Raw genomic sequence first — 14,381 nt, 5'->3', positions numbered from 1 at the left:
TTTTCCTTCATCATAAAGTAAAAAACGCCAACGTAAAAGTTGGCGTTTTTTTACTGCTGAGAACTAGACGAAATTACTTTTTCAGCTGAGAGTGGAAATCGCGTTTGTCGTAGCCGGTATAGAGCTGGCGAGGACGGGCAATTTTGATGCCTTCCTGATGCATTTCGCTCCAGTGAGCAATCCAGCCAACTGTACGCGCCATCGCGAAGATTACGGTAAACATGGAAGACGGAATACCCATCGCTTTCAGGATGATGCCGGAGTAGAAATCGACGTTCGGGTACAGTTTCTTCTCGATGAAGTACGGGTCGTTGAGTGCAATGTGCTCAAGTTCCATCGCCACTTCCAGCAGGTTGTCTTTCAGATCCAACTCTTTCAGCACTTCATGGCAGGTTTCACGCATCACGGTAGCGCGCGGGTCATAGTTTTTGTAAACACGGTGACCGAAGCCCATCAGACGGAATGAATCGTTTTTGTCTTTCGCACGCTTAACGAATTCCGGAATGTGATCCACGCTGCTGATCTCTTCAAGCATTTTCAGTGCAGCTTCGTTGGCGCCGCCGTGAGCCGGTCCCCACAGGGACGCGATGCCCGCAGCGATACAGGCGAACGGGTTAGCGCCAGAAGAACCGGCGGTACGTACGGTAGACGTCGAGGCGTTTTGTTCGTGGTCAGCGTGCAGGATCAGAATACGATCCATCGCGCGTTCCAGAATCGGGTTCACTTTGTATTCTTCGCACGGCGTGGAGAACATCATGTGCAGGAAGTTACCGGCATATGACAGGTCGTTGCGCGGATAAACAAACGGCTGGCCGATAGAATATTTGTAACACATGGCCGCCACGGTCGGCATTTTAGACAGAAGGCGGTAAGCCGCGATTTCACGGTGACGTTCATTTTCGACGTCAATCGAGTCGTGATAAAACGCCGCCAGCGCGCCGGTCACACCACACAGCACAGCCATCGGGTGAGAGTCACGACGGAAACCGTGGAACAGGCGGGTGATTTGCTCGTGAACCATCGTGTGACGGGTCACATTGGTTTTGAACTCTTCGTACTGTTCCGGCGTCGGGGTTTCGCCGTTGAGCAGCAGATAGCTCACTTCCAGGAAAGTAGATTCTTGCGCCAGTTGATCAATCGGGTAGCCGCGATGTAACAGGATTCCTTCGTCACCATCGATAAAGGTGATTTTAGATTCGCAAGATGCGGTAGACGTAAAACCGGGGTCATAGGTGAAAAAACCTTTTGCGCCTAACGGGCGGATATCAATTTCATCCTGGCCCAGCGTGCCGGATAGCACGTTTAGTTCGATCGGGTCGTGACCTTGTAGGGTAAGTGTCGCTTTCTTATCAGCCATTTACAGTCTCCTTAGCGCCTTATTTTTAAAAATCCCTAACAACAGAAATGCCTGGAAGCGACGCCTTGTAAGGTCATTATTATTGTCAGCCTTAGCTCTTCGAACGAATAAAATAGGGAACGTAGAGCTGAGTCGAATTGCAGTCTCAGACTGCTCTGTGACAAACAAGCGGCGTTTCATCGTTGTTAAAGATTCGGTAAATCATGTCTGTTCTGTCGCTCAGTACCAGTGAGAAGAATGAGGATTTACACAATCACCACTTTTGCATAACTTGAGCCATCAGGGAAGACCCGTATTTGCGATTGTGTGATCCACTGATTCTTCAGAAACTTTCACCATTTTGGTGCGTCAGGCGAAAGACGGTATGTGCTCAGTATCACAGTCCTATAGGAATAACTCATTTGTAATGGAAATGTTGATCAATTGTCAAACCAGATAATTTATTTTGTGTCTTTTATGAAAAGTGAGAGCTAACTCACTGTTTCGGAGAAATGTGAATAAAGCATTTGTAGGGCAATTGTAATAGGAATGTGATCAACCTATACTCCTACAAGGTCTCCGGGCAATCCGAAGTAGGAGCACCCAGCACTCTCTTTTTTGTCTTAGATTTTATGAAAATGGACTTAAAGGAAAATACATTTCTGCGCCGTTTAAGCACATCGGATGTCGTTGTTTGAGCGCGGGAAATGTCGGGCTTTTAGCTCAGCTTTCCAGAGTTATTGGTGTTGTGGGAAGGCGGCAAGCAACCGAATCCCTATCAGCTGACATTGGTCAGTGATTAGGGTCAGCGCGCGCAGCCAACGCACCCACAGCGACAAGAACAAAGGAAAGAGTGCTGTCTGACATACTGCTCCGGTCCGGAGGAAGTAAAATAATAAGAGCTGTGTGGGCAAAACCGTGAAAAAACAAAGACCTGTCAATCTGGATCTGCAAACGATCCGGTTTCCTGTTACTGCGATAGCGTCCATCTTACACCGAGTCTCTGGCGTAATTACCTTCGTCGCCGTCGGTATCCTCCTCTGGCTTTTAGGCCTGTCTCTCTCTTCTCCTGAAGGGTTTGCACAAGCTGCCGCCATCATGAATAGCTTCTTCGTCAAATTCATCTTTTGGGGAATACTCACTGCGCTGGCCTATCACGTTTGCGGTGGCATCCGCCATTTGCTGATGGATTTTGGCTATATCGAAGAGAGTTTAGCTGCCGGTACCCGTTCTGCCCAAGTGGCAATCGGTCTTACCGTCGTGCTGTCAATTCTGGCTGGAGTCCTCGTATGGTAAGCAACGTTTCTGCGTTAGGGCGTAATGGTGTGCACGACTGGCTGTTACTGCGTGCTTCCGCAATTATCCTCACCCTGTACATCCTCTATATTCTGGGCTTCGTGGTTCTGGCTCAGGAACTGACATTTGATGTCTGGCATGGCTTCTTCTCTTCCTCCATCACCAAAGTATTCACACTGCTGGCGCTGCTGTCGATTCTGATCCATGCGTGGATCGGCATGTGGCAGGTGTTAACGGACTATGTGAAACCGGTAGCTGTCCGGCTTGTGCTGCAACTGGCCATTGTCGTGACGCTGGTGGTTTACCTACTTTACGGAACAATTGTTGTTTGGGGAGCGTAGTAAATGAATCTGCCAGTCAGAGAGTTTGATGCTGTCGTTATCGGCGCAGGTGGCGCCGGTATGCGTGCGGCGTTACAAATTTCACAAATGGGGCTGTCTTGCGCCCTGATTTCTAAAGTCTTCCCGACCCGCTCCCATACGGTGTCAGCGCAGGGCGGTATCACCGTCGCGCTGGGTAACACCCATGAGGATGACTGGGAATGGCACATGTACGACACCGTAAAAGGTTCCGACTATATCGGTGACCAGGACGCCATTGAATATATGTGTAAAACCGGCCCGGAAGCGATTCTGGAACTGGAGCACATGGGGCTGCCTTTCTCCCGTCTTGAAGACGGCCGTATTTATCAGCGTCCGTTTGGCGGCCAGTCGAAGAACTTCGGTGGCGAGCAGGCGGCACGTACTGCGGCTGCGGCTGACCGTACCGGTCACGCCTTGCTGCACACGCTGTATCAGCAAAACCTGAAAAACGGCACCACGATTTTCTCCGAATGGTATTCACTGGATTTAGTGAAAAACCAGGACGGCGCAATCGTCGGTTGTACGGCTATCTGTATCGAAACCGGTGAAGTCGTGTACTTCAAAGCCAAAGCGACCGTGCTGGCCACCGGCGGTGCGGGCCGTATTTATCAGTCCACCACCAACGCCCACATTAATACCGGTGACGGTGTCGGCATGGCGCTGCGTGCTGGCGTGCCGGTGCAGGATATGGAAATGTGGCAGTTCCACCCGACCGGTATCGCCGGTGCAGGGGTTCTGGTAACAGAAGGCTGCCGTGGTGAAGGCGGTTATCTGCTTAATAAAGACGGCGAACGTTTCATGGAACGTTATGCGCCGAATGCGAAAGACCTGGCGGGTCGTGACGTGGTGGCGCGTTCCATCATGATCGAAATCCGTGAAGGCCGTGGCTGCGAAGGTCCGTGGGGCCCGCACGCTAAACTGAAACTTGATCATCTGGGTAAAGACGTTCTGGAATCCCGCCTGCCGGGCATCCTTGAACTGTCGCGTACCTTCGCACACGTCGATCCGGTGAAAGAGCCCATCCCAGTTATCCCAACCTGCCACTACATGATGGGCGGTATACCGACCAAAGTGACCGGTCAGGCGCTGCGTGTAAACGCACAGGGTCAGGATGAAGTGATTCCGGGGCTGTTCGCGGTCGGCGAAATCGCCTGCGTATCGGTTCACGGCGCTAACCGTCTGGGCGGTAACTCACTGCTGGATCTGGTGGTGTTTGGTCGCGCAGCGGGTATGCATCTGCAGGAATCCATTACCGAGCAGGGCGAAAGCCGCGATGCGTCTCAGGATGATATCGATGTGTCTCTGGAACGTCTGAACCGCTGGAACAACACCCGTTCAGGTGAAGATCCGGTGGCTATCCGTAAAGACCTGCAATCGTGCATGCAGAATAACTTCTCGGTATTCCGCGAAGGTGATGCGATGGCGAAAGGTCTGGAAGAACTGAAAGTGATCCGCGAGCGTCTGAAATCAGCGCGTCTGGATGATACTTCCTCAGAATTCAATACCCAGCGCGTCGAGTGTCTGGAGCTGGATAACCTGATGGAAACCGCGTTCTCTACTGCCGTCTCCGCAAACTATCGTACAGAAAGCCGTGGCGCACACAGCCGCTTCGACTTCCCTGAGCGTGATGATGCGAACTGGTTGTGCCATACGCTGTATCAGCCGGAAACGGAAAGCATGACCCGCCGTGAGGTGAACATGCAGCCTAAGCTTCGCGCGGCGTTCCCGCCGAAAGCGCGTACTTACTAGGGCGGAGCGGAGAAAATCATGAAACTCGAATTTTCGATTTATCGCTATAACCCGGACGTCGATGACGTTCCGTACATGAAAGATTACGTGCTGGAAGCCAAAGACGGGCGCGACATGATGTTGCTCGACGCGCTGATTTTGCTGAAAGAACAGGATCCGACGCTGGCTTTCCGCCGCTCATGCCGTGAAGGTGTTTGCGGGTCTGATGGCGTGAACATGAACGGTAAAAACGGTCTGGCGTGTATCACGCCGGTATCGACGCTGCGTAACGGCAGCAAGAAAATTGTTATCCGTCCGTTGCCAGGTTTGCCGGTTGTGCGTGACCTTGTTGTGGACATGGGACAATTCTATAAGCAGTATGAGAAGATTAAGCCTTACCTGTTGAATGATGGGAAAAATCCTCCGGCACGTGAACATTTACAGATGCCGGATGATCGTGAAAAGCTGGACGGATTGTACGAATGTATTCTTTGCGCCTGCTGCTCGACGTCCTGTCCTTCGTTCTGGTGGAATCCGGACAAATTTGTGGGTCCGGCAGGCCTCCTGGCCGCTTACCGTTTCCTGATCGACAGCCGCGATACCGAAACACAATCGCGCCTTGACGATCTGAATGATGCTTTCAGCGTATTCCGCTGCCACAGCATCATGAACTGTGTGAGTGTATGTCCGAAAGGGCTGAACCCGACCAAAGCGATCGGCCACATCAAATCCATGCTTCTACAGCGTGGTGCCTGAGTGGTTTAGGTAACGCAATCAGCGGGAACTCAGGTTCCCGCTGTTATTTAGTTACCCCCGGTTTTACACTTTCTTTAGTTACAAATGCAGTAACTGAGGCGACGATAGCAAATAAGTAATTTTTTAATAACAAAGTAGCAACAAGTGCAACAAAGTTGCGCCTGACTGGAGTAAGATAGCCGGGTCAAAATCAGGGGGATAAAGGGGCAGGAGAAAGCAGGGAAGAAAAAGCAGGGCAACTTCAAAAATCACTCAGCCAGATGGATGATTTTTGAAGGTTCCTTGAAGAGCCAAATGCTCAACCAACGAACTGTTTTAGTAAGGCAAACCGTTTTACCGCGGTGTATCACGGTCAATATTATTAACCACGGCGAAAACTAAAGCTTCAAAGCTTAAGGGATCACGATGCAGAACGGCGCAATGAAGGCCTGGCTGGATTCCTCCTATCTGGCGGGTGCGAACCAGTCTTACATAGAACAACTCTATGAAGACTACTTAACCGATCCTGGTTCCGTTGACGATAGCTGGCGTTCGATTTTTAAACAGCTACCAACAGTGGGTGTGAAACCAGAGCAACTCCATTCTCAAACACGGGACTACTTCCGCCGCCTGGCGAAAGACGCGTCACGTTATAACTCCTCCATCAGCGATCCTGAAACGGATGCCAAGCAAGTCAAGGTGCTGCAGTTAATCAACGCCTTCCGCTTCCGTGGCCATCAGAACGCGAACCTTGATCCCCTCGGCCTGTGGAAACTGGACGACGTACCTGATCTGGATCCTGCGTTCCATCATCTTACTGAAGCTGATTTCCAGGAGACCTTCAACGTCGGTTCTTTTGCCATTGGCAAGGAAACCATGCAGCTCGGCGAGCTGTATAAAGCCCTGAAGCAAACCTATTGCGGATCCATTGGTGCGGAATATATGCACATCACCAACACAGAAGAGAAACGCTGGATCCAACAGCGTATCGAATCCGTGGCTGGTCGTGCGAATTTCACCAATGATGAGAAAAAAACCTTCCTGAAAGAACTGACCGCAGCTGAAGGTCTGGAGCGTTATCTGGGTGCGAAATTCCCGGGCGCAAAACGCTTCTCTCTCGAAGGCGGCGATGCGCTGGTTCCTATGCTCAAAGACATGATCCGTCATGCCGGCAAAAACGGAACCCGCGAAGTGGTGCTGGGTATGGCGCACCGCGGTCGTCTGAACGTGCTGATCAACGTGCTGGGTAAAAAACCTCAGGACCTGTTCGACGAATTCTCCGGTAAGCATAAAGAACACCTGGGTACCGGTGACGTGAAATACCACATGGGCTATTCGTCTGATGTGGAAACCGAAGGCGGCATGGTTCACCTGGCGCTGGCGTTCAACCCGTCGCACCTGGAAATCGTCAGCCCGGTGGTTATCGGTTCTGTTCGTGCCCGTCGTGACCGTCTGGACGAAGCGCGCAGCAACATGGTTCTGCCAATCACCATTCACGGTGACGCGGCAATTACCGGTCAGGGTGTGGTTCAGGAAACCCTGAACATGTCGCTGGCACGCGGTTATGAAGTGGGCGGTACCGTGCGTATCGTCATCAATAACCAGGTGGGCTTCACCACCTCGAATCCAAAAGATGCGCGCTCCACCGATTACTGTACCGATATCGCGAAAATGGTGCAGGCGCCGATTTTCCACGTGAATGCCGATGACCCGGAAGCGGTCGCTTTCGTGACCCGTCTGGCACTGGATTTCCGTAACACCTTTAAACGTGACGTCATGATCGACCTGGTTTGCTACCGTCGCCACGGCCATAACGAGGCCGACGAACCAAGCGCAACCCAGCCGCTGATGTACACCAAGATCAAGAAACACCCGACGCCACGCAAAATCTACGCAGACGTCCTGACTGAGCAGAACGTTGCCAGTCTCGAAGATGCGACGGAAATGGTCAATCTGTACCGTGATGCGCTGGATGCCGGTGAGTGCGTAGTGGAAGAGTGGCGTCAGAATGACATGCACACTTTCACCTGGTCACCGTATCTCAATCATGAGTGGGACGAGCCATACCCGAATAAGGTTGAGCATAAACGTCTGCAGGAACTGGCGCGTCGCGTCAGCCATGTGCCGGATGCGATTGAAATGCAGTCACGCGTTGCCAAGATTTACGGCGACCGTAACGAGATGGCCGAAGGTAATAAGAAATTCGACTGGGGCGGCGCAGAAAATCTGGCGTACGCTACGCTGGTGGACGAAGGTATTCCGATTCGTCTGTCCGGTGAAGATACCGGTCGTGGCACCTTCTTCCATCGTCATGCTGTGATCCACAATCAGAAAAACGGTTCCGTATACGTGCCGCTGGCCAATATCCATAACAGCCAGGGTGAATTCAACGTCTGGGATTCCGTGCTTTCCGAAGAAGCAGTACTGGCGTTTGAATATGGTTATGCCACCGCTGAACCTCGCACCCTGACTATCTGGGAAGCGCAGTTCGGTGACTTCGCCAACGGTGCGCAGGTGGTTATCGACCAGTTCATCAGTTCCGGCGAACAGAAATGGGGCCGCATGTGTGGTCTGGTCATGCTGTTGCCGCACGGCTACGAAGGGCAGGGGCCGGAGCACTCCTCCGCGCGTCTGGAACGCTATCTGCAACTTTGCGCTGAGCAAAATATGCAGGTGTGTATCCCGTCTACCCCGGCGCAGGTTTACCACATGATCCGTCGTCAGGCACTGCGCGGTATGCGCCGTCCGCTGATCGTGATGTCACCGAAGTCACTGTTGCGTCATCCTCTGGCAGTTTCTACGCTGGAAGAACTGGCCGACGGCAGCTTCCTGCCAGCGATTGGTGAAGTTGACGAGCTGGATCCAAAACAGGTTAAGCGCGTGGTGATGTGCTCCGGTAAGGTTTATTACGACCTGCTGGAACAACGTCGCAAAAACGAGCAAACCGATGTGGCGATTGTCCGCATCGAGCAGCTGTACCCGTTCCCGCACAAAGCGATTCAGGAAGTGCTTGAGAAATTCTCACACGTTCATGATTTCGTCTGGTGTCAGGAAGAGCCGCTGAACCAGGGCGCGTGGTATTGCAGCCAGCACAATTTCCGTGAAGTGATTCCTTTCGGGGCTTCTTTACGTTACGCAGGACGCCCGGCCTCTGCCTCTCCGGCAGTCGGATACATGTCCGTTCACCAGAAGCAACAGCAAGATCTGGTTAACGATGCGCTTAACGTTAAATAACGCGTTGGCGTGAGTTAACACTATGGAACATAAGAAGGATTTATAATGAGTAGCGTAGATATTCTGGTCCCTGACCTTCCTGAATCCGTTGCGGATGCGACGGTTGCCACCTGGCACAAAAAGCCGGGCGACAGTGTTGAGCGTGACGATGTACTGGTAGAAATTGAAACCGATAAAGTGGTTCTGGAAGTTCCGGCAAGTGAAGCCGGCATTCTGGACAGTATTATCGAAGACGAAGGCGCCACTGTGATTTCCCGTCAGATCCTGGCGCGTATCCGTCCTGGCAACAGCTCCGGTAAGCCAAGCACTGAGAAAAGCTCCGAAAAAGAAGCGACTCCTGCGGCACGCCACACGGCAGCACTGGAAGAAGAGAACAATGACGCACTCAGCCCGGCTATCCGCCGCCTGATTGCTGAACATTCTCTGGATGCCAGCGCTATCAAAGGCAGCGGTGTTGGCGGTCGTCTGACCCGTGAAGATATCGAACAGCATCTGGCGAAAGCCAAAGACGCTAAACCGGCAGCCGCGCCAGCCGCAGCTCCGACAGCGACCAGCGCCGCACCGGCTCTGGGTTCACGTAGCGAAAAACATGTTCCTATGACCCGTCTGCGTAAGCGCGTTGCTGAGCGTCTGCTTGAAGCGAAGAACAGCACTGCGATGCTGACCACCTTCAACGAAATCAACATGAAGCCAATCATGGATCTGCGTAAGCAGTACGGTGATGGTTTCGAAAAACGTCACGGTGTGCGTCTGGGCTTCATGTCTTTCTATCTGAAAGCCGTGGTTGAAGCGCTGAAACGCTATCCGGAAGTGAACGCATCTATTGATGGCGAAGATGTGGTTTACCACAACTACTTCGACGTCAGCATTGCTGTATCGACTCCGCGTGGCCTGGTAACGCCGGTTCTGCGTGACGTAGATACCCTGGGCATGGCTGATATCGAGAAGCAAATCAAAGAGCTGGCGATCAAAGGCCGTGACGGCAAACTGAAAGTGGAAGAACTGACCGGCGGTAACTTTACCGTGACTAACGGCGGTGTCTTCGGCTCCCTGATGTCCACGCCAATCATCAACCCACCACAGAGTGCGATCCTCGGCATGCATGCCATTAAAGATCGTCCTATGGCGGTTAATGGTCAGGTAGTGATTTTGCCAATGATGTATCTGGCACTGTCCTACGATCACCGTCTGGTGGACGGCCGTGAATCGGTCGGCTTCCTGGTGACCATTAAAGAAATGCTGGAAGATCCGGCTCGTCTGTTGCTGGACGTTTAGTCCCGGCACAGCGAAAGATTAGAGATCGAAAAATCTGCGGCACAGTTCGCTGTGCCCTGATAAGCCTTCCTACTTACCGAATAAGAATGGATAGAACATCATGAATTTACACGAGTATCAGGCGAAACAGCTGTTCCTGCGCTACGGCCTGCCAGCACCATCAGGCTTCGCCTGTTCCACCCCGCGTGAAGCGGAAGAGGCGGCATCGAAAATCGGTGCCGGTCCGTGGGTGGTGAAATGTCAGGTTCATGCCGGTGGCCGCGGTAAAGCGGGCGGCGTGAAAGTGGTTAAAAGCAAAGAAGAAATTCGCGCTTTTGCTGAGCACTGGCTGGGTAAACGTCTGGTCACTTACCAGACAGACGCCAGCGGTCAGCCGGTTAACCAAATTCTGGTTGAAGCGGCAACGGATATCGATCAGGAACTGTACCTCGGTGCGGTAGTCGATCGCAGCTCCCGTCGTGTGGTGTTCATGGCGTCTACTGAAGGTGGCGTGGAAATTGAGAAAGTGGCAGAAGAAACGCCACACCTGATCCATAAAGTGGCATTGGATCCGCTGGCAGGTCCGCAGCCTTATCAGGGTCGCGAACTGGCTTTCAAACTGGGTCTGACCGGTAAGCAGGTTCAGCAGTTCACCAAGATCTTCATGGGTCTGGCGAACATCTTCTTAGAGCGCGACCTGGCGCTCATCGAAATCAACCCGCTGGTTGTGACGACTGCAGGTGACCTGATCTGCCTCGATGGCAAACTGGGTGCGGACGGCAACGCCTTGTTCCGTCAGCCAGAATTGCGCGAAATGCGCGATTACAGCCAGGAAGATGCCCGTGAATCTCAGGCAGCGCAGTGGGAACTGAACTACGTTGCGCTCGACGGCAACATCGGTTGCATGGTGAACGGTGCCGGTCTGGCAATGGGTACCATGGACATCGTGAAACTGCACGGTGGCGAACCGGCTAACTTCCTGGATGTTGGCGGTGGTGCAACCAAAGAACGCGTGACCGAAGCCTTCAAAATCATCCTGTCTGATGAAAAAGTGAAAGCCGTCTTCGTTAACATCTTCGGCGGTATCGTTCGTTGCGACCTGATCGCCGACGGTATCATCGGTGCGGTGGAAGAAGTGGGCGTCAGCGTACCGGTTGTGGTACGTCTTGAAGGTAACAATGCAGAGCTGGGTGCCAAAAAACTGGCAGACAGCGGTTTGAACATCATTGCAGCGACCAGCCTGACGAATGCGGCTCAACAAGTTGTCGCGGCAGTGGAGGGGAAATAATGTCGATTTTAATCAACAAGAACACCAAAGTTATCTGCCAGGGTTTCACCGGTAGCCAGGGTACTTTCCACTCCGAACAAGCTATCGCTTACGGCACAAAAATGGTGGGCGGTGTTACGCCAGGCAAAGGCGGCACCGAGCATCTGGGTCTGCCAGTGTTCAACACCGTGCGTGAAGCGGTAGAAACCACCGGCGCCACCGCGTCTGTGATTTATGTTCCGGCACCGTTCTGTAAAGATTCCATTCTGGAAGCGCTGGATGCTGGCATCAAACTGATCATCTGTATCACTGAAGGTATCCCGACGCTGGATATGCTGGTTGTTAAAGTGAAACTGGATCAAAGCGATGCAGTGATGATCGGGCCAAACTGCCCGGGCGTTATCACCCCTGGCGAATGCAAAATCGGCATCATGCCTGGCCATATCCACCTGCCAGGCAAAGTGGGTATCGTTTCCCGCTCCGGTACTCTGACGTATGAAGCCGTTAAACAGACCACTGATTACGGTTACGGCCAGTCTACCTGCGTCGGTATCGGCGGTGACCCGATCCCGGGCTCTAACTTCATCGATATCCTGAAACTGTTCCAGGAAGATCCACAGACTGAAGTGATCGTCATGATCGGTGAAATCGGTGGTAACGCGGAAGAAGAAGCGGCTGCTTACATCAAAGCACACGTGACCAAACCGGTTGTAGGTTACATCGCCGGTGTCACTGCGCCTAAAGGCAAACGTATGGGCCACGCTGGCGCCATCATTGCCGGTGGTAAAGGCACCGCAGACGAGAAATTTGCAGCACTGGAAGCCGCTGGCGTTAAAACCGTTCGCAGCCTGGCAGATATCGGCGAAGCCGTGAAATCTCTTCTGCCACAGTAAGTATCACCGGTCGCGCCGGAAAAAATTCCGATGCGATGGTGTCTATTTTTATAAGAAAAAGATTCGACATGTTGGCCGCCCTCGGGTGGCCTTTTTTATTTTAAGTAAAATATTTAACATTCGCTGAATTGAGCTATATTTATTAACACAGCACGATACGTTCATTGGAAATAAAAGGTTAATAATTAGGTTTCAACAGGTAGCAAAATAGATATTTACGACAACTATAAAAATACAATTAATTAACATTAAGACCACCGTTAAAGCTCAATGAAACCAATGGTTAACATTCTGAAATATTTTTTCGGAATTTGACGTGGATAATATAGAAATAAACAAGGAGATAGGCTTAAATTGCGGCAGATCAATTACAGGGAATTTTACTGTTTTGTTCTTAAATTGACCTGTACACGGAAATCCGCTTTGGGTCACTAAAAAACCTATTTAATGTGTGGGATTACTGGCGTAACATATTGGTCCTGTAACATCAGCTTTTTGTATGTTTACTTTTCCCCGCGATTTCGCCTGTTCATCAGCCTCTTACAGGCTTACTGACGTTGCGTTTTCCGGGTCCAGAATGCCTGCCGCGGGCATTTCTGTTCTACACACATTTGAATACTGGTAGTCATGAGGCGTTCCGGCAACCGGTTCGTCAAAGATCGCAATTTGGGGTCTTCCTCCGAGGAGCAAGGGGTCAAGATGTTTGATATCGTTGAACTGTCGCGTTTACAGTTTGCTTTAACAGCCATGTACCATTTCCTATTTGTGCCATTAACGCTGGGTATGGCGTTTTTACTGGCAATTATGGAAACGGTTTATGTGCTTTCCGGCAAACAAATCTATAAAGATATGACCAAATTCTGGGGCAAACTTTTTGCAATTAACTTTGCACTGGGCGTTGCAACCGGTTTAACCATGGAATTCCAGTTCGGTACTAACTGGTCATATTTCTCACATTACGTCGGTGATATCTTCGGTGCGCCTCTGGCGATCGAAGGTTTGATGGCGTTCTTCCTGGAATCCACTTTAGTCGGCCTGTTCTTCTTCGGTTGGGATCGTCTTTCTAAAGTTCAGCACATGACAGTGACCTGGTTTGTGGCTCTTGGCTCAAACTTGTCTGCATTGTGGATCCTGGTGGCGAACGGCTGGATGCAAAACCCGATTGCTTCCACCTTCAACTACGAAACCATGCGAATGGAAATGGTCAGCTTCTCTGAGCTGGTCCTGAACCCGGTTGCACAGGTTAAATTCGTTCACACCGTAGCGTCTGGTTATGTGACTGGCGCGATGTTCATTCTGGCTATCAGCTCTTACTACCTGCTTAAAGGTCGTGACGTCGGTTTCGCGAAACGCTCATTTGCGATTGCTGCAAGCTTTGGTCTGGCTGCCGTACTTTCCGTTATTGTGCTGGGTGATGAATCCGGTTACGAAATGGGTGACGTGCAGAAAACCAAACTGGCGGCTATCGAAGCAGAGTGGGACACCCAACCTGCACCCGCCAGCTTCACGCTGTTTGGTATGCCTAATCAGGATAAAATGGAAAATGAATATTCTATTCAGATCCCATACCTGCTCGGCCTGATTGCGACGCGTTCTGTTGATACGCCGGTCACCGGTCTGAAAGACCTGATGGCGCAACACGAAGTGCGTATCCGTAACGGTATGAAAGCGTACACCCTGCTGGAAGAACTGCGTTCGGGCAACACTGACCCGAAAGTACGCAGCGATTTCGAAAATGCTAAGCAGGATCTGGGCTACGGTATGTTGCTCAAACGCTATACCGACAACCCGGCGGGTGCGACCGACGCTCAGATTCAGAAAGCAACCAAAGATTCTATCCCGCGCGTTCTGCCACTTTACTTCGCATTCCGTATCATGGTTGCCTGCGGCATCCTGATGTTCGTGCTGATTGCGCTGTCCTTCTACACCGTATTGCGCGGCAAGATTGGTCAGAAACGTTGGTTACACCGCGCGGTATTCATCGGCCTTCCATTGCCGTGGATTGCTGTCGAAGCGGGCTGGTTCGTGGCCGAATATGGCCGTCAGCCTTGGGCGATTGGTGAGGTGTTGCCGACTGCGGTTGCACACTCCTCCCTGACGGTGGGTGATGTACTCTCCTCGATGATCCTTATCTGTGGCCTGTACACCCTGTTCCTGATCGCTGAAATGTTCCTGATGTTCAAATATGCGCGCCTGGGCCCAAGCAGCCTGAAAACGGGCCGTTATCATTATGAACAAACTTCAGCGCCACTTGAGCAAGCTCGGTAATAGGGAGT

10 protein-coding genes are annotated in these 14,381 nt (G+C 51.7%); 9 read left to right on the top strand and 1 reads right to left on the bottom strand.

Going from position 1 to position 14,381, the window contains the following annotated elements:
- Nucleotides 1–73: 73 nt before the first annotated feature.
- A complete protein-coding gene (locus tag J1784_RS23135; protein WP_217151126.1) occupies nucleotides 74–1,357 on the bottom strand; it encodes a citrate synthase in 1,284 nt (427 codons plus the stop codon).
- A gap of 885 nt (nucleotides 1,358–2,242) precedes the next feature.
- On the opposite strand from J1784_RS23135, the gene sdhC reads away from it, so the two are divergent.
- The 9 genes from sdhC (at nucleotide 2,243) to cydA (ending at nucleotide 14,373) form a co-directional block, all read left to right on the top strand.
- The gene (gene sdhC, locus J1784_RS23130) at nucleotides 2,243–2,632 is read left to right on the top strand and encodes a succinate dehydrogenase cytochrome b556 subunit (RefSeq protein WP_101077384.1); all 390 of its coding nucleotides are present in this window, start codon (nucleotides 2,243–2,245) and stop codon (nucleotides 2,630–2,632) included.
- On the top strand, nucleotides 2,626–2,973 hold the full coding sequence (gene sdhD / locus J1784_RS23125) for a succinate dehydrogenase membrane anchor subunit (protein ID WP_095921202.1): 348 nt from the start codon (nucleotides 2,626–2,628) through the stop codon (nucleotides 2,971–2,973). Before sdhC ends, sdhD begins: the two co-directional genes overlap by 7 nt.
- Nucleotides 2,974–2,976: 3 nt before the next feature.
- Nucleotides 2,977–4,743 (top strand): succinate dehydrogenase flavoprotein subunit, encoded by a 1,767-nt coding sequence (sdhA, locus tag J1784_RS23120; RefSeq protein WP_095921203.1) that lies wholly within the window; start codon nucleotides 2,977–2,979, stop codon nucleotides 4,741–4,743.
- 18 nt (nucleotides 4,744–4,761) lie between these two features.
- On the top strand, nucleotides 4,762–5,478 hold the full coding sequence (locus J1784_RS23115) for a succinate dehydrogenase iron-sulfur subunit (RefSeq protein WP_217151125.1): 717 nt from the start codon (nucleotides 4,762–4,764) through the stop codon (nucleotides 5,476–5,478).
- Nucleotides 5,479–5,883: 405 nt separating this feature from the next.
- Nucleotides 5,884–8,691: a 2-oxoglutarate dehydrogenase E1 component gene (gene sucA, locus J1784_RS23110; protein ID WP_120506248.1), complete on the top strand. Its 2,808-nt coding sequence runs from the start codon at nucleotides 5,884–5,886 to the stop codon at nucleotides 8,689–8,691.
- Between the two features lie 45 nt (nucleotides 8,692–8,736).
- A complete protein-coding gene (gene odhB / locus J1784_RS23105; protein ID WP_217151124.1) occupies nucleotides 8,737–9,966 on the top strand; it encodes a 2-oxoglutarate dehydrogenase complex dihydrolipoyllysine-residue succinyltransferase in 1,230 nt (409 codons plus the stop codon).
- Nucleotides 9,967–10,066: 100 nt separating this feature from the next.
- On the top strand, nucleotides 10,067–11,233 hold the full coding sequence (sucC, locus tag J1784_RS23100) for an ADP-forming succinate--CoA ligase subunit beta (protein ID WP_113876027.1): 1,167 nt from the start codon (nucleotides 10,067–10,069) through the stop codon (nucleotides 11,231–11,233).
- Entirely contained in the window at nucleotides 11,233–12,105 is an 873-nt protein-coding gene (gene sucD / locus J1784_RS23095; protein ID WP_013576436.1) for a succinate--CoA ligase subunit alpha, read from the top strand. The genes sucC and sucD overlap by 1 nt, the downstream gene beginning before the upstream one ends.
- Before the next feature lie 699 nt (nucleotides 12,106–12,804).
- On the top strand, nucleotides 12,805–14,373 hold the full coding sequence (gene cydA / locus J1784_RS23090; RefSeq protein WP_120160391.1) for a cytochrome ubiquinol oxidase subunit I: 1,569 nt from the start codon (nucleotides 12,805–12,807) through the stop codon (nucleotides 14,371–14,373).
- Nucleotides 14,374–14,381 lie beyond the last annotated feature (8 nt).

The sequence above is a fragment of the Rahnella ecdela genome (assembly GCF_019049625.1).
Lineage (GTDB): Bacteria > Pseudomonadota > Gammaproteobacteria > Enterobacterales > Enterobacteriaceae > Rahnella > Rahnella ecdela.
The sequence above is the reverse complement of the archived record's forward strand: the minus strand, read 5'-3'. Positions and strand labels throughout refer to the sequence as shown.